We start from the raw sequence: 19,102 nt of genomic DNA on the forward strand, positions 1-19,102 counted from the left end.
TCAGACGGATTTGCCGCGGAACAGGCCGGTCGGCCGGAACAGCAGGACCACGATCAGGATCACGAAGCTGACCGCGAACTTGTATTCGGTGGACAGCAGTTGCAGCAGCCCCTGGGGCTCGAAGCCCAGATAGGTGGCGATCTTGCGCCAGGGATAGGTGACGGCGACCTCCGAGAAGGCGACGATGAAGCCGCCGGCCACCGCACCCAGGGGATTGCCGAGCCCCCCCACGATGGCGGCGGCAAAGATCGGCAGCAGGATCTGGAAATAGTTGAAGACCTTGAAGGACTTGTCCAGGCCGTAAAGCGTGCCCGCCGTCACCGCCAGCGCGGTGGCGATGATCCAGGTCAGGCGCACCACCCGCTCGGGGTCGATGCCGGAAAGCAGCGCCAGATCCTCGTTGTCGGAATAGGCGCGCATCGCCTTGCCGGCGCGCGAGCGATTCAGGAAGCGGAACAGCGCCCAGCAGGCCAGCGCCGTCACCACCAGCGTCAGCGCCTGGCTGACGCGCAGCGACAGCCCCTCGGACAGGCCGGTCCAGGCGCGGAACTGCTGCACGCTGATCAGGAAACGCGCCCCGTCGTCGAAGCGGATCTCGTCGACGCCGATCACCAGCCGGGTCAGACCGTTCATGATGAACATGACCCCGACCGAGGCCATGACCAGGATGATCGGCGCCGAGCGTTTGCTGCGATAGAAGCGATAGACCGCGCGGTCGGTGCCCAGCACGAAGACCGCCGTCAGCGCGATGCCGACGGGCAGGGCCAGCAGTGCCGTGGGCAGCGGGCCCAGCCCGACGCCGATGGATTGCAGCCCCCAGGTGATCAGGATCACCAGCGCGGCACCGAAGGCCATGGTGTCGCCATGGGCGAAGTTGGAAAAGCGCAGGATGCCGTAGATCAGCGTCACCCCCAGCGCGCCGAGCGCCAGCTGCGCCCCATAGGCGGTGGCGGGGATCACCACGAAGTTCAGGATGGCCACGAGGGCGTTCAGGATATCCATCTTCAGCCCCCCAGGAAGGTGCGGCGGACCTCGGGGTCGGCGAGCAGCGCCTGTCCGGTGTCGGTGTAGCGGTTGGCGCCCTGCACCAGGACATAGCCGATATCGGCGATCTCCAGCGCCTGCCGGGCGTTCTGCTCGACCATCAGGATGGAAATCCCGGTGCGGGCGACCTCGATGATGCGGTCGAACAGCTCGTCCATGACGATGGGGCTGACCCCTGCGGTGGGCTCGTCCAGCATCAGCAGGCTGGGCCTGGTCATCAGCGCCCGGCCGACGGCGACCTGCTGGCGCTGGCCGCCGGAAAGCTCGCCCGCATTCTGCTTGCGCTTGTCGGCCACGGCGGGGAACAGCTCATAGACTTGGGCCATGGTGTCGCGGTAATCGTCCTCGCGGATGAAGGCGCCCATTTCCAGGTTTTCCTCGACCGTCATGGTCGGGAAGATGTTGTGGGTCTGCGGCACGAAGCCCATGCCCTTGCGCACCCGTTCCTGCGGGCTGAGAGGGGTGATGTCCTCGCCGGCCAGCGCGACCTGGCCTTCGCGCAGGTGCAGCATGCCGAAGACGGCTTTCATCGCCGTCGATTTGCCGGCGCCGTTCGGGCCGACGATCACCGCGATCTGCCCCTTGTCCACGGTAAGCGTGCAGCCGTTCAGGATGTCGGCCTTGCCATAGCCGCCGCGCATGGCGGTGGCGGAAAGATAGGGCTCTGCCATCACAGCTCTCCCGCCGGTTTGCCGTCGCCGCCGCGTCCGGCCTCGGCGCCAAGGCCGGGCTGGGCGCCGTGCGATTCGCCGAAGGCGGCCTCCTCGGCCACTTCGGCAGCGACCTTGTTCTTGAGCCCGGTGCCCAGATAGGCCTCGATTACCGCCTCGTTCTTCATGATGCTGTCGGCCGAGCCCTGGGCCAGCACCTTGCCCGCCGCCATGACGATCACCGGATCGCAGAGCCGGCCGATGAAATCCATGTCGTGCTCGATCACGCAGAAGGTATAGCCGCGTTCCTTGTTCAGCCGCACGATGGCGTCGCCGATGGTGCCCAGAAGCGTGCGGTTCACCCCGGCGCCGACCTCGTCCAGAAAGACGATCTTCGCGTCCACCATCATGGTGCGGCCCAGTTCCAGCAGCTTCTTCTGGCCCCCGGACAGGTTGCCGGCCTTTTCATCGGCGACATGGGAAATGGTCAGGAAGTCAAGCACCTCGTCGGCCTTCTTGCGAAGCGCGCGCTCTTCCTCGCGGATGCGGCCGCGGCGGAACCAGGTATTGACCAGCGTCTCGCCGCATTGCCCGCCGGGAACCATCATCAGGTTCTCGCGCACCGTCATCGACGAGAATTCATGCGCCAGCTGGAAAGTGCGCAGCAGCCCCTTGTGGAACAGTTCGTGCGGCGGCAGGCCGGTGATGTCCTCGCCCGCCATGGTGACTTGGCCGGAGGTCGGTTTCAGAACCCCGGCGATCACGTTGAAAAGTGTGGATTTTCCGGCGCCGTTCGGGCCGATCAAACCGGTGATCGAGCCTTTCTCGATCGTCAGGCTGGCGCCATCGACGGCGCGGAAGCCTCCGAAATGCCTGTGCAGGTCCCGGACCTGGATCATGTCGCTCCCCAGCTTCATGCGTTGCATGAAGAATTCCCGTTACGGGATTGCTTTTGATTAGGAAAAAGGGCCCGGCGGACCGGACCCTTCCCGACCGTCCGCCTTAGCGGTAGCCGACCACGTTCAGCTGGCCGCCCTTGAAGTCGACCTCGCGATAGACGCCGGCGCTTTCGCCGGGCTCGATCAGCTCGACCGAGGTGGCGCCGACGTAATCGATGTCCTGGCCCGCGGCGAGCAGTTCAAGCGCCTTGGCCAGCTCGCCCGGATAGATCTTCTCGCCCGGCTCGTTGGCGACTTCCATCACCTTGTCCTTGTAGACCTTGGGGTCCGAGGACTGGGCGGCCTGCATGGCCAGCAGCATCAGCGCGGCGGCGTCATAGGATTCGCCGGCATAGGCCGAGGTGCCGTCGAAACCGGCTTCCTTGGCCAGCGCGTCGAATTTCTCGTGCCCTTCGCCCTCGGCCGAGGGGTTCTGGCCGAACGAGGTTTCCAGCTGGGTGCCGAATTTCTCGACCAAGACGTTGTTCACCATGCCGTCGGGCAGCACGAAGGTTTCGAAGGCGCCGGTGTCCAGCGAACCCTGGATGATGCCCGAGCCGCCCTGGTCGGCATAGCCGGCCACGACCAGCGCATCGCCGCCGGCGGCGGCCAGCGCGGCGACCTCGGCCGAATAGTCGGCCTTGCCGTCGTCATGGGCCGAGACCACGGTGACGCTGCCGCCCTTGGCCTTGTAGGCCTCGGCGAAGCTGTCGGCGAGGCCCTTGCCGTAATCGTTGTTGGTATAGGTGACGGCGACGCTGTTGATGCCGCGCTCCAGCACGATATCGGCCATGACTTCGCCCTGGCGCGCGTCCGAGGGCGAGGTGCGGAAGAAGAAGCCCTTGTCGTCGATCGTCGAAAGCGCCGGCGAGGTGGCCGAGGGCGAGATCATCACCACGCCGTTCGGCACGCCGACCCGTTCCAGCGAGGCGATGGTTTCGCCCGAGCACATGCCGCCCATGATGCCCTTGACGCCCTCGGCCGTCACCAGGCGTTCGACCGCGGCCACCGAGGCGGCGGCGTCGGCGCAGGTGTTGTCGGCCACCACGGGCACGATGGTCGAACCGTCCAGCAGCTTGCCGCTGTCCGAGACCTCCTTCATCGCCAGTTCCGCGCCCTTCTGCATCGCGGGCGAGATCGATTCCAGCGGGCCGGTCAGGCCCAGCGAAATGCCCATCTTGATTTCCTCGGCACCGGCCGCACCGGCAAGCAAGGCTCCGGCGGCGCTGGCCAGAAGAAGCTTTTTCATCAGTCGTCTCCCTGAGTGGAACATTGTCCTGTCTGACAGGTTATAAGCGCGCGGATGAAAAGAAAAGCGTATTGGCGACCGGCGAAAGCGGCAAATCGGCCGCGTGCCGCAGCGAAATGACCCCCTCAGCCCGCCGCCGCCGCGCCGCGCTCGCGATAGGGGGTGCAGCCATAGGTGGCGCGGTAGCATTTCGAGAAATGCGCGGCCGAGGCGAAACCGCTGGCCAGCGCGATTTCCATCACGCTCATCTCGGTCTGCAGCAGCAGGTTGCGGGCGCGTTCCAGCCGGATTTCCATGTAATAGCGCTTGGGCGAGCGGCCCAGGTAGCGCGCGAACAGCCGCTCCAGCTGGCGCGGCGACATCCCGGCTTCCGAGGCCAGCCGCGCCGGGCTGATCGGGTCCTCGATATTGGCCTCCATGCGGGCGACGACCTGCGCCAGCCGGGGATGGCGGGCGCCGATGCGGGTCGGGACCGAAAGGCGCTGGTGGTCCTCCTCCGAGCGGATGGCGGTGTGGATCATCTGGTCGGCCACGCGGCTGGCCAGTTCGGCGCCGTGGTCGCGGGCGATCTGGCGCAGCATCAGGTCGATGGCGGCCGTGCCGCCGGCGGCGGTCAGCCGGTTGCCGTCCTCGACGAAAACCGTGCGGATCAGGGTCACATCGGGGAATTTCTCGGCGAATCCGTCCTGGTTTTCCCAATGGATGGTGCAGCGGCGGCCGTCCAGCAAGCCGGCTTCGGCCAGCACCCAGGTGCCGGTGCAGAGCGCGCCGATGCGGGTGCCGCGCCGGGCCTCGCGCCGCAGCCAGGCCAGCACCGAGCGGGTCGTCGCACGGCCCACGTCGAGCCCGCCGCAGACCAGCACCGTATCGTCGCGCCGGGTTTCGGTCAGCGGGCCGTCCAGCAGGATGCGCGTGCCGTTCGAACAGGTGGCGGTCTGGGCCTGTTCGCCGATCAGCCGCCATTCGTAAAGCTCGCGGCCGGCAAGCCGGTTCGCCAGCCGCAGCGGCTCGATGGCGGCGGCAAAGGAGGCCATGGTGAACCGTTCCAGAAGCAGGAAGACATAGCGCCGCGGCCGGGACGCGGAAGGGGCCGGAATCGGCTCCGGAACGGAGGGGACGGCTGGATCTGGCTCTGGCATGTCGGTCGCGCGGCTGAACTCGGCGCAGATCAGCAGGCAATCGCGGCGCGCGCAAGGCTTTTCCTTTGGTTCTGCACCCTCTATATGGCAGGCACCGCTTGCATGAAGGATAGGATCATGGCACCGACGAATTCCAGTTCCGCGACCCCGGCGAAGGCATGGGACAAGCGCGGCTGGCGCGCCTATCCGCGCGTCCAGATGCCCGACTATCCCGACCAGGCCGCGCTGGAGGCGGTCGAGGCCCAGCTGGCCAAATACCCGCCGCTGGTCTTTGCCGGCGAGGCGCGCCGCCTGAAGGCCTCGCTGGGCGAGGTCGCCGCCGGCCGCGCCTTCCTGCTGCAGGGCGGCGACTGCGCCGAAAGCTTTGCCGAATTTTCGGCCGACAACATCCGCGACACCTTCAAGGTCATGCTGCAGATGGCCGTGGTGCTGACCTGGGGCGCGCAGCTGCCGGTGGTCAAGGTCGGCCGCATGGCGGGCCAGTTCGCCAAGCCGCGCTCGGCCCCGACCGAAAAGATCGGCGAGCAGGAGCTGCCGATCTATCGCGGCGACATCATCAACGGCTTCGATTTCACGCCCAAGGCGCGCATCCCCGACCCGCAGCGCATGCTTTCGGCCTATACCCAGGCCGCGGCCTCGCTGAACCTGCTGCGCGCCTTCTCGACCGGCGGCTATGCCGACATCCACCGGGTGCAGAACTGGATCAGCGACTTCACCGGCGGCGAGGAAGCCGCGCGCTATCGCGACATCGCCGACCGGATCAGCGACGCCATGGCCTTCATGGCCGCCGCCGGCGTGACCTCGGAAACCGCGCATGACCTCGGCAAGGTGGATTTCTACACTAGCCACGAGGCGCTGCTGCTGGAATACGAAGAGGCGCTGGCCCGCATCGATTCGACCACCGGCCTGCCGGTCGCCGGCTCGGGCCACATGATCTGGATCGGCGACCGCACCCGCCAGGTCGACGGCGCGCATGTCGAATTCTGCCGCGGCGTGCAGAACCCGATCGGGCTGAAATGCGGCCCCTCGATCACCGACAGCGATCTCAAGGCGCTGATCGCCAAGCTGAACCCGGAAAACGAGGCCGGCCGGCTGACGCTGATCGCCCGCTTCGGCGCCGGCTCGGTCGGCGACCACCTGCCGCGCCTGATCAAGGCGGTGCAGGAAGAGGGCGCGAATGTCGTCTGGTCCTGCGACCCGATGCACGGCAACACCATCAAGTCGGCCTCGGGCTACAAGACCCGGCCCTTCGATTCGGTGCTGCGCGAGGTGCGCGAGTTCTTTGCCGTCCATCGCGCCGAGGGCACCATCCCCGGCGGCGTGCATTTCGAGATGACCGGCAAGGACGTGACCGAATGCACCGGCGGCGTGCGCGCCGTGACCGACGAGGACCTGTCGGACCGCTATCACACCGCCTGCGATCCGCGTCTGAATGCCAGCCAGTCGCTGGAGCTGGCCTTCCTCGTGGCCGAAGAACTGCGCAATCGCCGCGTCAACGGTTCCAGGCACGCCAAGGCGAGCTGATCCGCCGGCAAAGGCGAAACGGGCGGCGGGCCACGGCCTCGCCGCCTTTTTCATGCGCGGTGTTCAGGCGCGGCGTTGCCCCGTGCGCGGCAGGCATCCCGCTTCGGCACGGGCGGCGAAGCGCCCCGCCGGAAGGGCCGGCGCCATGCCGCAGGGCTGCGGGCGCTTGCCGCCGGAGACGGTTTTCGGTACAGCGGGAAGGGGCAGGCAGGGCCGCAGCGACATGGGCCCGATCAAAGGGGATAGCGGCGGCGGGGTCATGCGGCCGCTCCGCCCCAAGCGGCGGGTCCGGAACCCTATGCGTCCCGCCTCTCCGCTGCCGAGGAACAAGGTTCAGAAGCGGCGTCCGCGCGGCTTCGGCGGCTCGGTGCTGCTGACGATGCGGAAACGGGCGCGGCGCTCTTCGGGCGTGGCCGGATCGGGAGGCGGATCGGAGGGGCTGGATGCGCAAATCCCGCTCCAGGGCGCGGGGGGCTCGGCAAAGCCCGCCCGCGACGGCGAGGGCTCCAGCACCCGGGCGCCGGGAATGACCGGAAATTCCTGATCCGAGAGCAGGTCGAAGCGGCGCGGCGCCTCGCCGAACCGGCCCTGCGCGATCAGGCAGCCAAGCGCCCGCGTCACGTCCCCGAGATCCGAGCGCAGCGGCAGGAGCAGCAGCCGCCCCTCCAGCGCCGGGCGGCCGTAGCCGGCCGGCGATTCCAGCGTCATCTCGGCGATCTGCGGGCCGCGGAACACGCTTTCCAGCACATCCGACAGCCGCCCGCGCGAACTTGTGTTCAGAAAGGCGCAAAGCGGCATGCCGCGCACCTCCATCCCCATCAGGTCGATCAGATGGCGCCCGGCCAGACGAAAGCGCGCCGCGCCCGGGGCGATGCGTTCAAGGATGAAGGCATAGTCCAGCGCCCGGCGGATGCCGCGCGGCTCGATATCGGCGCGGTCGGGAATGGCGCGGCCCTGGCGCAGCCCTTCCCAATAGCCGCGCAGCTCGCCCAGGATGCGTTCGGGCTGGACCGGCTCGTAATCGGCAAGATGCAGAAGCTTGCCGGGCCGAAGCCCGGGCAGGCCGGATTTCCGTGCGCAATCCTCGTCCTGTCCGTGGTCCTTCGCCATCCGTTCCGGCCTTACCTGCTTACCCGTGCAACAAACCCTTGGCGGAAATCTAATCCTTTCGCTTCCCGCTGCCGAGCGATTTCTTTACCGATGGTTAAAAACCCCGGCGCTTCCCCCGGGGCTTGACCCGGCTGGCGGGCAAGGCCATTCAGGCGGCGCTGGAACGGCAGGGGCAAGGGCATGCAGATGGAACGCAACGGACTTCTGGTCATCCTGTCCTCGCCCTCGGGGGCGGGCAAGTCGACGCTGGCGCGGCGGCTGATGGACTGGGACCCCGATCTGCGCTTTTCCGTCTCGGCCACGACCCGCAGCCCGCGCCCGGGCGAGATCGAGGGCGAGCACTATTATTTCCGCACCCCAGCGCAGTTCCGCGCCATGGTCGAGGCGGGCGAGATGCTGGAACATGCCGAGGTCTTCGGCAATTTCTACGGCACGCCGCGCGGCCCGGTGGAAGAGGCGATGCGGGCCGGTCGCGACACGCTTTTCGACGTGGACTGGCAGGGCGGCCAGCAGATCCGCGCCTCGTCCCTTGGCGCGCATGTCATCTCGATCTTCGTGCTGCCGCCCAGCCTGGCCGAGCTGGAGCGCCGGCTGGTCGCGCGCCAGCAGGACGCGCCCGAGGTGATCGCCGGCCGGATGCGCAAGAGCCGCGACGAGATCAGCCATTGGGCGGAATACGACTACGTCATCGTCAACGACGATCTGGACCGAAGCGCCGAGGCGCTGAAGACCATCCTGCGGGCCGAGCGGATGCGCCGCGCCCGGCAGGTCGGCCTTGGTCCCTTCGTCCGCGCGCTCATGGAGGAGGAAAGCGCATGATCTGGGAACTGGACGGCATCGCGCCGCAAATCGCCGGGGACGCCTGGGTGGCGCCGGATGCGCAGCTGATGGGCAAGGTGGTGCTGGAGCCGGGGGCCAGCGTCTGGTTCGGCGCCGTGCTGCGCGGCGACAACGAGGAGATCCGCGTCGGCCGCAACACGAACGTGCAGGACCTGACGGTCTGCCATACTGACCTGGGCTATCCGCTGACCATCGGCGCCGATTGCACCATCGGCCACCGCGCCATCCTGCACGGCTGCACCATCGAGGACGGGGCACTGATCGGCATGGGCGCGATCATCCTGAACGGGGCGCGAATCGGCGCCGGTTCGCTGATCGGCGCCGGGGCGCTGATCGCCGAGAACAAGGTGATCCCGCCCGGCTCTCTGGTCATGGGCGCGCCGGGCAAGATCGTGCGCGAACTGGACGAGGCGGCGCGGGCGCAGCTGCTGAAATCGGCCGAGGGCTACAGCCGCAACGCCGCCCGCTTCCGCCGGGGATTGACCCAGGCCCTCCCGGAATGATCGAGGCGCGGCTGCATGCGCTGCTTCGCGGCGTGCCGGTGCCGATGCTGGTGGTGGACGGCCATGCGCGCATCATCGGCGCCAACGAGGCGGCCGAGGCGCTGCTGGGCACGGTGCCGGGCGGGCGGCCCTTCGTCACCGTGCTGCGCCACCCCGAGGTCAATGCCGCGCTGGACGCGGTGCTGGCCGGGCAGGACCGGGCGCCGCTGACCGCCACGCTGGGCGCCGCCGACCGGCGGGTGTTCTGCGAGGTGACGGTGACGGCGCTGCGGGCGCCCGGGCTCAACGGCGCCACGGTGGCGATCGAGGACCGTTCGCGCGACGAGGAGACCGAGCAGATGCGCCGTGATTTCGTCGCCAATGTCAGCCACGAGCTGCGCACACCGCTGACCGCGCTGATGGGCTTCATCGAGACGCTGCGCGGCCCGGCCCGCAACGATCCCGCGGCGCGCGCCCGCTTTCTCGACATCATGGAGCGCGAGGCGGGGCGGATGAACCGGCTGGTTGCCGACCTCCTGTCGCTGAGCCGGGTCGAACAGGACGAGCGCCGCCGGCCGGCGCAGAGCCTCGATCTGGCGGCGCTGCTTGGCGGCGTGGTTGCGACGCTGACCCCTGCCGCCACCGCGGCCGGGGTGCAGCTGGACCTGCAGGGCGCCGGCGGGAAGGTGCCGGTGCCGGGCGATGCCGACCAGCTGGTGCAGGTGTTCCACAACCTGATCGAGAACGCGGTGAAATATGGCGGCGCGGGCGGCGTCGTCACGGTGACGCTGGAGCGTCTGGCGCATGAGCCGGTGCTGCGCGGCCCGGCCTGGTCGGTCTGCGTCGCCGACCGGGGCGAGGGCATCGACCCCCAGCATCTGCCGCGGCTGACCGAACGGTTCTATCGCGTGGATACCCACCGCTCGCGCGAGCAGGGCGGCACCGGGCTGGGCCTTGCCATCGTCAAGCATATCGTGAACCGGCATCGCGGCCGGCTGCGCATCGAGAGCGAGCGCGGGCAGGGCAGCCGCTTCACCGTCATCCTGCCCGAGCAGATCGGCCGCATCTGAACCGGCCAGGCGGGGGCGGGGGTGAAAAAAAGCCGGGGGCATCTAACCCCCGGCTTTTTTCTGCCCGGCTTCAGCGCCGCGCGCGGATCACTCTGCCGCGTGGCCGGTGACCGGCGCCGGGTTGCCGTCGGATTTCATGCGGAAGCCGCGTTCCAGCTGGTCGAAGGGCGCCACCGGATATTCGCCCGAGAAGCAGGCGTCGCAATATTGCGGACAGGACTTGTTGCGGCCCTCTGCCTCGCCCACGGCGCGATAGAGCCCGTCCAGCGACACGAAGGCCAGGCTGTCGACGCCGATCCATTCGCGCATCTCTTCCTCGGACATCTGCGCGGCCAGCAGCTTGTCGCGGTCGGGCGTGTCCACGCCGTAGAAGCAGGGCCAGGCGGTGGGCGGGCTGGCGATGCGGAAATGCACCTCGGCCGCGCCGGCGTCCAGGATCATGTCCTTGATCTTGCGGCTGGTCGTGCCGCGCACCACGGAATCGTCCACCAGCACCACGCGCTTGCCCTTGACCAGCGCCCGGTTGACGTTGAGCTTCAGCCGCACGCCCATGTTGCGGATCTGCTCGGTCGGCTCGATGAAGGTCCGGCCCATATACTGGTTGCGGATGATGCCCATGCCGAAGGGGATGCCGCTTTCATGCGCATAGCCGATGGCGGCGGGGGTGCCGCTGTCGGGCACCGGGCAGACCAGGTCGGCCTCGACCGGGGCCTCGCGCGCCAGTTCCACGCCGATCTGGCGCCGGGTCTCATAGACCGAGCGGCCGCCGATGATCGAATCGGGGCGCGAGAAATAGACATGCTCGAAGATGCAGAACCGGCCCTTGGAGGGGCCGAAGGGGCGCGAGCTTTCGACCTCGCCCTTCGAGATCACCACCATCTCGCCCGGCTCGATCTCGCGCAGGAACTCGGCGCCGATGATGTCGAGCGCGCAGGTTTCCGAGGCCAGCACGAAACCCTCGTCGCCCAGCCTGCCCAGCACCAGCGGCCGCACGCCCAGGGGGTCGCGCACGCCGATCAGCTTGGTGCGGGTCATGGCGATGACCGAAAAGGCGCCCTCGACCCGGCGCAGCGCGTCCTTCATCCGCTCGGGGATGTTGCGCTGGATGGACCGCGCCATCAGGTGGATGATGCATTCGCTGTCGCTGCTGGACTGGAAGATCGAGCCGCGCTCGATCAGTTCGCGGCGCAGCGCCATGGCGTTGGTGATGTTGCCGTTATGGGCGATGGCGCAGCCGCCCATGGCGAATTCGCCGAAGAAGGGCTGCACGTCGCGGATCGCCGTCGCCGCCTTGGTGCCGGCGGTGGAATAGCGCACATGGCCGATGGCGAGCGAGCCGGGCAGCGTCTCCATCAGGCTTTGCTTGGTGAAGTTGTCGCGCACATAGCCGAAGCGGTGGGCGCTGTTGAAGCCCTGCTCGGCATCGTGGCTGACGATACCGCCGGCCTCCTGTCCGCGATGCTGCAGGGCGTGCAGCCCGAGGGCGACGAAATTGGCGGCATCCGTCACTCCGATCACGCCGAACACGCCGCATTCTTCGTGCAGGCGGTCGGAATCGAAGGGATGGGCAAGGAATGGCTGCATCATCACCGACTCTTGGGGCTATTCCGGGGCTGGGTATAGGGGACGTTCGACGCCAATCTAGGGTGTCAGGCCGGCGAAGTCACGCCCCACCGCCATCGCGGGGCGCATTTTATGTCACAAAAGAGCCATATCGCCCTAGTTCGCCGGCGTGGCGGGGACGGGAGTCGCGGCATCGACCGGCTGGCCCACGGGCCCGCAGCTGCGCACCAGCTGCTCGTAGCGGCTGACCACCCAGCCGGGGGCGTCCTGCGGGATCTGCTGGTCCATCTGGCCGCGCATGCGCTCGAACACCTGGGCCGAGCGCGAGTTTTCCACCACCGCGACGGGCTGGGTGGCCATCACCCGGTCATAGACGATGAAGGCGATGGCGACGAGCAGGATGCCGCGCGCCACGCCGAACAGGAACCCCATGCCCTGGTCGACGCCGCCAAGCGCGGAACGCTGCACGACCGAGGAAAACAGCGGCGTGATGATCGAGAACAGCACCAGCGCCAGCGCGAAGACCGTGGCGAAGCCGGCGATGGTGGCCAGCTCGCAGCTGTCGGCCAGGAACTTGTTCAGCCCCGGCACCTGCGCCACCATCGGCCGCACCGTCGGCGCGAAGATGAAGGCCAGCACCGCCGCGCCGATCCAGCCCAGGATCGCCAGCGATTCGCGCACGAAGCCGCGCGCATAGGCCAGGATCGCCGAGAGGATGATCACGGCCGCGACGATGCCGTCGATGATGGTGAATCCGTCCATTTTCACGCCCTTTCGCGGCATTGCCCGCGTCTTGGGACGAGTTCATCCGGCGCCGAATGTCTCGCCCACGAAACTTGTCAGATCCGCGATGCGGTCGATCCGCATCGCGGCCATGCCCTCGACCTTGGTGGCCGCCGGCAGGATCGCCCGTGAAAAACCAAGTTTCTGCGCCTCTTTCAACCTGTTTTCCGCCTGCGCGACCGGCCGTAACGCGCCGGAAAGGCTGATCTCGCCGAAAAGCACGGCTTCGGGCGGCAGCGCGAAGTCCTCGCGCGCGCTGAGCAGCGCGGCGGCGATGGCGAGGTCGGCTGCAGGCTCGGCGACGCGCATCCCCCCGGCAACATTGAGAAAAACGTCAAGGCCGGCGAAGGGAACGGCACAGCGCGCCTCGAGCACGGCGAGGATGGTCGAGACCCGGCCGCCATCGAGTCCGACCACGGTTCGGCGGGGACTTGCCAATGTCGAGGGGGCGACGAGGGCCTGCACCTCGGTCAGCACCGGGCGGGTGCCCTCGATGCCGGCGAAGACGGCCGAGCCGGCGCTGGCCTCGCCGCGTTCGGACAGAAACAGCGCCGAGGGATTGGCGACTTCGGAGAGCCCGCCGCCGGTCATCTCGAAGACGCCGATCTCGTCGGCCGGACCGAAACGGTTCTTGTGGGCGCGCAGGATGCGGAACTGGTGGCCGCGCTCGCCCTCGAAATACAGCACGGTGTCGACCATGTGCTCGACGACGCGCGGGCCGGCGATCTGGCCCTCCTTGGTGACATGGCCGACCAGGATGACCGCGGTGCCGCGGCGCTTGGCGAAGGTGACGAGCTCATGCGCGGCGGCGCGGACCTGCGCGACCGAGCCGGGCGCCGCCTCGATCCGGTCGGACCAGAGCGTCTGGATCGAGTCGATCACCGCGACGTCCGGCCGTTCGGCGTCGAGCGTGGTCAGGATGTCGCGCAAGGCGGTCTCGGCCCCCAGGCGGACGGGTGCGTCGCCGAGGCCCAGGCGCTGCGCGCGCAGCCGGACCTGGGCGCTGGCTTCCTCGCCCGAGACATAGATCGCCTGCTGGCCGGCGCGGGCGAAGGCGGCGGCGGCCTGCAAGAGCAGCGTGGACTTGCCGATGCCCGGATCGCCGCCGACCAGGATCGCCGAGCCGGGCACCAGCCCGCCGCCCAGCACCCGATCGAACTCGGCGATGCCCGAGGTGGCGCGCGGCGGCGGCGCCTCTTGCGTGGCGAGGCCCGAAAGCGGGATCGGCTTGCCCTTGAGCGTGCCGAGGCCGCGCCCGGGGCCCTGGGAAAGCGGCGCCTCCTCGACGATGGTGTTCCAGGCGCCGCAGGCGTCGCAGCGGCCGGCCCATTTGCGATGGCGGGCGCCGCAGGCGGTGCAGGTGAAGGCGGTGATCGGTTTGGCCATGCGGGATATGTGGCAGATCGCGGCGGGGGATGCCATGGGGCGCCGGACGGGCTTTCTCTGTTTCTGAAATACCCCTGCGGCGGTTCCATCAACTCGGGCGCCGGGCCGGGCTGCAAGATGGGTATTTGGAAAACAGAGAAAGCCGCTCAGCTGACACCCAGGCCGGCCCGCATCATGAAGCGGCGGACCGGGGCCACGGCGTAGAGCCCGCCCAGGGCGGCGGCGCGCAGGTCGCGCAGCGGCCGGGCCGAGATCATGCTGGCGCGGTTCAGCGCGTCGATGCCGAACAGCCGGGCCAGCGCCTCGGGACGGCGGCGGCGCTCATAGGCGGCGAGCGATTCCGCGCAGCCCGGGTCCTCCGCCGAGAGATCGAGCAGGGCGGCGAGATCGGCAAGGCTCATGTTCAGCCCCTGCGCGCCGATGGGCGGCACCACATGCGCGGCCTCGGCGATCAACGCCGTGCGCGGGCCGGTGAAGCGGTCGGCAATCTGGCTGATGATCGGCCATTCCGTCAGCCGCGTCGCCTGGGTCAGAAGGCCCAGCACCCCGGCCGAGCGGCGGTTCAGCTCGGCCTCGAAATCCTCGCGGGGCAGGGCGCGCAGCCGGGCGGTTTCCGGGCCGCGCTCCATCCAGACCACGGCCGAACTGGGCTTGCCGTCCCGGTCGGGCAGCGGCACCAGCGTGAAGGGGCCGCCCGAGCGGTGGATTTCGGTCGAGACGTTGTCGTGCGGGCGGTCATGGGTGACGGCGAAGGCCAGCGCCTTCTGGCCGTAGCGCAGCGTGCGGGTGCCGATGCCGAGCGATTCGCGGACTGGCGAGTTGCGGCCGTCGGCGCCGATCACCAGCTTCGCGCGGATGCGGCGGCCATCGGTCAGCGTCGCCAGTGCCTCGCTGTCGCGGGCCAGCAGCCCCGCCGTGCCGGTGCCGGGCAGGAAGCGGACATTCTGCAGCCCGGCGAGGCGGGCCGAGATCTCGCGCTTCAAAAGCCAGTTGGGCAGGTTCCAGCCGAAGGGCTGGTCCGAGATCTCGGCGGCGTCGAAGTCACGGGCCAGCCGCGCCTGCGGCAGCTTCCCGCCGGCGTCGATGATCCGCATCACCTGCAGCGCCGTGGCATGCGGGGAAAGGCGGTCCCACAGCCCGGCCGCCTGCAGCACGGCGATCGAGGGGCGCAGGAAGGCGGTGCTGCGCAGGTCCGAGCCCTCAGCCGCCTCGTCGGTCACCGGCGGGGCGGGGTCGACGCAGACCACCCGATGCCCGGCGCTGCCGAAGGCGGCGGCCGCGATCAGCCCGGCGATGCCGCCGCCGGAGACGAGGACCTCGGTATCGTCGATCTGCATGGTCGGGGCCGGCCTAGAACCCGGCCGCATAGGCGGCGAGCATGGCGAAGACCAGCGCCGTCGCGGCCAGCGCGATCAGGCTGAGCCCCGGCAGGCCCCAGAGCACCAGGACCACCACCGAGAGCACCACGGCCAGCAGCGCGAAGGTGAAAAGGCTTCTCGCGGTGCGCGCCTCGGCCCGGTCCTGGGCGGCGGCTTCGGCGGGGGTGAGCGGTTGGGACATGGCGCGTTCCTCGGCTTGCGGTTTTCCTGTCGGGCGGAAGCTCAAGTCTTAACCGGCCCGTCGGTTCCGGCAAGCCCGCGCAGGAAGGCGGCCAGGTCGCCGGTGCGGTAATGCACATGCGGCCCGTGGTCCTGGTCCCCGGCAAGCTCGTCCGGGCCGTGGCGGCCCGGACCGACCAGAATCGTCCGCATTCCAAGCTCATGCGGGATGGCGAGGTTCCTGGGGTCGTCCTCGAACATGGCGGCGCCGGCAGGTTCGAACCCCTCGGCAGCCAGAACTGCGGCATAAGAGCGCGCATCCGGCTTGGGGTGGAAGCCCGCTTCCTCGACGCCGTGGATCGCGTCGAAGACCATCAGCCCGCGATGTTCCAGCACCCGCGTCGCATAGGCGCTGTCGGCATTGGTATGCACGATCTTGCGGCCGGGCAGGGCGGCGATCAGCGCCGCCAGTTCCGGGTCCGGGGTCAGGACCGTGAAGTCGATGTCATGGACGTCGCGCAGATAGGGCAGCGGGTCGATGCCATGCTCGGCCATCAACCCGGCCAGCGTCGTGCCGTGCGTCCGCCAGTAATGGCGGCGCAGCCGGCTGGCCTCCGCCTCGGTCACGCGCAATTCGCGCATGACATAGGCGGTCATGCGCCGCTCGATCTGGGCGAAAAGCCTGACCTCGGGCGCATAAAGCGTGTTGTCCAGATCGAAGATCCAGGTGGAGACATGACGAAAATCCATGGCGCCTGCCTAAACCCGCGGCATGGCGCTTGCAATCGCCGTTCCAAGCGGGGATCGTGCCCGCCATGAAAGACGCCTATTCCCTGATCCTTTCCGCCATCGACAACGGCATCTATCGCCCCGGCGACCGGCTGGTCGAATCCGAGCTGGCCGAGCGTTTCGGCGTCTCGCGCACCCCGGTCCGCGAGGCTTTGCAGCGGCTGGAAACCCAGTCCATGCTCAAGCGCGACGGGCGCAGCCTGATCGTCGCCACGCTGGACCACAACCAGCTGGCCGAGCTTTACACCGTGCGCGCCGAGCTCGAGGCGCTGGCCGCCCGGCTGGCCGCCCGCCACGCCACGCCCGAGGAGGTGCGCGTGCTGGCCGGCATGGTCGAGGACGACCGCGCCATCCTGGGCGACCCGCAGGCCCTGGCGCGGGCGAACCGCCGCTTTCACCACCAGATTCACCTGGCCTCGCACAACCGCTATCTGGTGCAGCAGCTGGACCTGGTGCATCGCAGCATGGCCTTGATGGCGCGCACCAGCCTGGCCGCGCAGGGCCGCGACGTGGTGACGCTGGACGAGCATCAGGCCATCGTCGACGCCATCGCCGCCCATGACGGGGCGGCGGCGGAACAGGCGCTGCGGCACCATATCTCGATGGCCTTCGAGACCCGGCTGAAGGAAGAGGCGCGGCTGGCCGACGAGGAGGAATGATGCGCGAGATCCGCGCCCCCGCCGATCTGGAGGAAGGCGCGGCGCATCTGGTCCGGGTCTGCCCGGTCTGGGCGCGGGAACTGCCGGCGCTGCTGCCCCTGCCGATGCGGCGCTGGCCCGAGGGTTTTCCGGCGATCCGCGACGCGCTGGTCTCGCAGCAGATCTCGACCCGGGCGGCGGCGGCCATCGGCGCGCGCATGGCCGAGGCGGGGCTGGCCGACGAGGCCGGGATCGCCGCGGCAGAGGACGAGACGCTGCGCGCCGCCGGACTGTCGCGGCCGAAGATCCGCTACCTGCGCGGCATCGTCGCGGCCGGGGTCGACTGGCCGGGCTTGCGGACCCTGCCCGACGAGGAAGTGATCGCCCGGCTGACCGCCCTGCCGGGAATCGGCCGCTGGACCGCCGAGATCTATCTGAAATTCGCGCTCGGCCGCGCCGATGCCTTTGCCGCCGGCGACCTGGCGCTGGCCGAGGCGGCGCGGCTGCTCTACGGCTTGCCCGAGCGGCCCGGCCCCGCTGCGCTGACGGCGCTGGCCGAACCCTGGCGGCCCTGGCGCGCGGTTGCGGCCCGGGCACTCTGGGCCTATTACCGGGCCGCAAAGGGGCGCGAGGGCGTCCGTTAGGGGGACGAGATGCTGCGCGAACTGAAATCCGAACGCAAAGGCCCGCAGAAACCCGATTCGGTGGTGGTCTTTCTGCATGGCTACGGCGCCGACGGGGCCGACCTGCTGGGCCTGGCCGATCCGCTGGCGCCGCATCTGCCGGGCACCGCCTTCTATTCCCCGGACGCGCCCGAGCCCTGCCTGAACAACCCGATGGGCTATCAATGGTTTCCGATCCCGTGGATGGACGGCTCCAGCGAAGAGCAGGCCCGCAGCTCGGCCGAGCAATCCTTCAAGGACATCAATGCCTTCCTCGACAAGGTTCTGGCGGATGAGGGGCTGACGCCGGACAGGCTGGCGCTGGTCGGCTTCTCGCAGGGCACGATGATGGCGCTGGCCGTGGCCCCGCAGCGCGACGCCGAGATCGCCGGCGTCGTGGGCTTCTCGGGCCGGTTGCTGGACACTGAGAACCTGGACAAGGCGCGGGTCCGGCCGCCGATCCTGCTGGTGCATGGCGATCAGGATCCGACGGTGCCCTTCGAAAGCATGGGAATCGCCGGCGAGGCGCTGCAGAAGGCCGGCTTCACCGTCTACGGCCATGTGATGAAGAATACCGGGCACGGCATCTCTCCCGACGGGCTGTCCGTGGCGCTGGCCTTCCTGAAAGAGCGGTTTGCCGCCAAACCGTGAGGGTTTGATCGATTGGCCTCTTGCGAAACCTGCGGCAGCCCCTACGTTTTTTAAAGAGACACAGAGACGAGGAGAGGCCCCATGACCCTGATCTGGATGACTGCGATCGCCCTGATTCCGACCGGCATGCTGGCCCTGCGTCTCGCCCGTCAGCCGCAACATGCCGCGGTGCGCGCCCGGCGCTGACCGCCCGGCCCGCGATCAGTCCCAGATCGCGGGATCGGCTATCTCGATCGAATTCCCGGCGGGATCGCGGAAATAGAGCGAGCGGCCGCCTTGCGGCCAGATGAAATCCGCCTCGATCTCGACCCCCGATGCTTCCAGATGCGCGCGCCAGGCGTCGAACAGGCCGGGCTCTGCGGCCATGCAGAAATGCCCCGGCCCCTCGGCGCCATGCGGCGGCACGGGCAGGCGGGCGTCGGGCTTGGGCGGAATCCGGGTCGCGCTGGAGCGAAACACCAGCAGCACCTGCGCGCCGCAGCGGAAGAAGACGTGCCGGTCGGGGACGCGGGCGATTTCGGACAGGCCGATGGTTTCGGTCCAGAAGCGGGCGGCCTCGTCCAGATCCTCGGCGTAAAGCGCCGATTCCAGCGTGCCGATCAGTTTGGGCGGCGTGGTCATGCCGCCATCCTGCCAGCAATCGGCCAGGCAGGCCAGCCCGGCTTGACCTTGCCCCCGCCCCGCGCGACAGCTTGCCTGCAGGACAGGAGGCGCGGCATGGCATGGATCTATCTGGGTGTGGCAGGGTTACTCGAAGTGGTCTGGGCCTTCGCCATGAAACTGTCCGAGGGGTTCACCCGGCCCTGGCCGACCGCCATCACCCTGGTCGCCATGGTGGCCAGCGTCTGGTTCCTGTCGCTGTCGATGAAGGTGCTTCCGCTGGGCACCGCCTATGTCATCTGGACGGGCATCGGCGCGGTCGGCACCTTCGTGCTGGGGATGGCGCTGCTGGGCGAATCGGCCGACGCCCTGCGCCTTGTCGCGGCGGTGCTGATCGTCGCCGGGCTGGTGCTGATGAAAATCGCCTCGCCGCATTGAACGTGTCA

Annotated in this window: 21 protein-coding genes; 8 read left to right on the plus strand and 13 right to left on the minus strand. The window is 68.8% G+C overall.

All coding sequences use genetic code 11. The features are described 5' to 3' along the window. From PARJ55_RS0106870 to PARJ55_RS0106890, 5 genes are all read right to left on the minus strand, one after another. Positions 1–1,002 (minus strand): branched-chain amino acid ABC transporter permease, encoded by a 1,002-nt coding sequence (locus tag PARJ55_RS0106870; protein WP_028712359.1) that lies wholly within the window; start codon positions 1,000–1,002, stop codon positions 1–3. A 2-nt stretch (positions 1,003–1,004) separates the two neighbouring features. Continuing rightward, entirely contained in the window at positions 1,005–1,715 is a 711-nt protein-coding gene (locus PARJ55_RS0106875) for an ABC transporter ATP-binding protein (protein WP_028712360.1), read from the minus strand. Further along, the gene (locus PARJ55_RS0106880) at positions 1,715–2,593 is read right to left on the minus strand and encodes an ABC transporter ATP-binding protein (RefSeq protein ID WP_036698098.1); all 879 of its coding nucleotides are present in this window, start codon (positions 2,591–2,593) and stop codon (positions 1,715–1,717) included. Before PARJ55_RS0106880 ends, PARJ55_RS0106875 begins: the two co-directional genes overlap by 1 nt. A gap of 103 nt (positions 2,594–2,696) precedes the next feature. Next, the gene (locus PARJ55_RS0106885) at positions 2,697–3,881 is read right to left on the minus strand and encodes an ABC transporter substrate-binding protein (RefSeq protein WP_028712362.1); all 1,185 of its coding nucleotides are present in this window, start codon (positions 3,879–3,881) and stop codon (positions 2,697–2,699) included. Positions 3,882–4,006: 125 nt separating this feature from the next. Continuing rightward, the gene (locus PARJ55_RS0106890; RefSeq protein WP_051416178.1) at positions 4,007–5,020 is read right to left on the minus strand and encodes a GlxA family transcriptional regulator; all 1,014 of its coding nucleotides are present in this window, start codon (positions 5,018–5,020) and stop codon (positions 4,007–4,009) included. A 117-nt stretch (positions 5,021–5,137) separates the two neighbouring features. Between PARJ55_RS0106890 and PARJ55_RS0106895 the strand changes: the two genes are divergently transcribed. After that, complete coding sequence (locus tag PARJ55_RS0106895) at positions 5,138–6,544, plus strand: class II 3-deoxy-7-phosphoheptulonate synthase (protein ID WP_036698095.1); 1,407 nt, start codon at positions 5,138–5,140, stop codon at positions 6,542–6,544. A 333-nt stretch (positions 6,545–6,877) separates the two neighbouring features. On the opposite strand, the gene PARJ55_RS0106900 is transcribed toward PARJ55_RS0106895, so the two are convergent. Continuing rightward, entirely contained in the window at positions 6,878–7,654 is a 777-nt protein-coding gene (locus PARJ55_RS0106900; protein WP_028712365.1) for a PAS domain-containing protein, read from the minus strand. 186 nt (positions 7,655–7,840) lie between these two features. Between PARJ55_RS0106900 and gmk the strand changes: the two genes are divergently transcribed. From gmk to PARJ55_RS0106915, 3 genes are read left to right on the plus strand one after another with little or no spacing between them, the layout of a single operon-like run. Then, positions 7,841–8,473, plus strand: coding sequence for a guanylate kinase (gmk, locus tag PARJ55_RS0106905; RefSeq protein ID WP_028712366.1), 633 nt, complete (start codon positions 7,841–7,843; stop codon positions 8,471–8,473). Further along, on the plus strand, positions 8,470–8,997 hold the full coding sequence (locus PARJ55_RS0106910; RefSeq protein ID WP_028712367.1) for a gamma carbonic anhydrase family protein: 528 nt from the start codon (positions 8,470–8,472) through the stop codon (positions 8,995–8,997). Before gmk ends, PARJ55_RS0106910 begins: the two co-directional genes overlap by 4 nt. Next, positions 8,994–10,046: an ATP-binding protein gene (locus tag PARJ55_RS0106915; protein WP_028712368.1), complete on the plus strand. Its 1,053-nt coding sequence runs from the start codon at positions 8,994–8,996 to the stop codon at positions 10,044–10,046. The genes PARJ55_RS0106910 and PARJ55_RS0106915 overlap by 4 nt, the downstream gene beginning before the upstream one ends. Positions 10,047–10,133: 87 nt before the next feature. Here PARJ55_RS0106915 and purF read toward each other — a convergent pair whose 3' ends face one another. The 6 genes from purF to PARJ55_RS0106945 form a co-directional block, all read right to left on the minus strand. Then, complete coding sequence (purF, locus tag PARJ55_RS0106920) at positions 10,134–11,630, minus strand: amidophosphoribosyltransferase (RefSeq protein ID WP_156929443.1); 1,497 nt, start codon at positions 11,628–11,630, stop codon at positions 10,134–10,136. Positions 11,631–11,765: 135 nt separating this feature from the next. Beyond that, on the minus strand, positions 11,766–12,371 hold the full coding sequence (locus PARJ55_RS0106925) for a CvpA family protein (RefSeq protein WP_028712370.1): 606 nt from the start codon (positions 12,369–12,371) through the stop codon (positions 11,766–11,768). A gap of 42 nt (positions 12,372–12,413) precedes the next feature. Next, positions 12,414–13,778 carry a DNA repair protein RadA gene (gene radA, locus PARJ55_RS0106930; protein ID WP_028712371.1) on the minus strand — a complete coding sequence of 455 codons (1,365 nt, stop codon included), beginning with the start codon at positions 13,776–13,778 and terminating at the stop codon, positions 12,414–12,416. A gap of 146 nt (positions 13,779–13,924) precedes the next feature. Further along, on the minus strand, positions 13,925–15,115 hold the full coding sequence (locus tag PARJ55_RS0106935) for a UbiH/UbiF family hydroxylase (RefSeq protein ID WP_028712372.1): 1,191 nt from the start codon (positions 15,113–15,115) through the stop codon (positions 13,925–13,927). 13 nt (positions 15,116–15,128) lie between these two features. Further along, on the minus strand, positions 15,129–15,338 hold the full coding sequence (locus PARJ55_RS0106940; RefSeq protein WP_028712373.1) for a hypothetical protein: 210 nt from the start codon (positions 15,336–15,338) through the stop codon (positions 15,129–15,131). 41 nt (positions 15,339–15,379) lie between these two features. Further along, on the minus strand, positions 15,380–16,066 hold the full coding sequence (locus PARJ55_RS0106945) for a pyrimidine 5'-nucleotidase (protein WP_028712374.1): 687 nt from the start codon (positions 16,064–16,066) through the stop codon (positions 15,380–15,382). 65 nt (positions 16,067–16,131) lie between these two features. Between PARJ55_RS0106945 and PARJ55_RS0106950 the strand changes: the two genes are divergently transcribed. The 3 genes from PARJ55_RS0106950 to PARJ55_RS0106960 are packed head-to-tail and all read left to right on the plus strand — an operon-like array spanning position 16,132 to position 18,056. Next, entirely contained in the window at positions 16,132–16,764 is a 633-nt protein-coding gene (locus PARJ55_RS0106950; RefSeq protein ID WP_028712375.1) for a GntR family transcriptional regulator, read from the plus strand. Continuing rightward, entirely contained in the window at positions 16,764–17,387 is a 624-nt protein-coding gene (locus tag PARJ55_RS0106955) for a DNA-3-methyladenine glycosylase (protein ID WP_028712376.1), read from the plus strand. The genes PARJ55_RS0106950 and PARJ55_RS0106955 overlap by 1 nt, the downstream gene beginning before the upstream one ends. Before the next feature lie 9 nt (positions 17,388–17,396). Further along, complete coding sequence (locus PARJ55_RS0106960; protein WP_028712377.1) at positions 17,397–18,056, plus strand: alpha/beta hydrolase; 660 nt, start codon at positions 17,397–17,399, stop codon at positions 18,054–18,056. A gap of 201 nt (positions 18,057–18,257) precedes the next feature. Here PARJ55_RS0106960 and PARJ55_RS0106970 read toward each other — a convergent pair whose 3' ends face one another. Continuing rightward, positions 18,258–18,677 carry a VOC family protein gene (locus PARJ55_RS0106970; protein WP_028712378.1) on the minus strand — a complete coding sequence of 140 codons (420 nt, stop codon included), beginning with the start codon at positions 18,675–18,677 and terminating at the stop codon, positions 18,258–18,260. 96 nt (positions 18,678–18,773) lie between these two features. On the opposite strand from PARJ55_RS0106970, the gene PARJ55_RS0106975 reads away from it, so the two are divergent. Further along, complete coding sequence (locus PARJ55_RS0106975) at positions 18,774–19,094, plus strand: multidrug efflux SMR transporter (RefSeq protein WP_028712379.1); 321 nt, start codon at positions 18,774–18,776, stop codon at positions 19,092–19,094. Positions 19,095–19,102: the final 8 nt, after the last annotated feature.

The sequence above is a fragment of the Paracoccus sp. J55 genome (assembly GCF_000513975.1).
Taxonomy (GTDB): Bacteria; Pseudomonadota; Alphaproteobacteria; order Rhodobacterales; family Rhodobacteraceae; genus Paracoccus.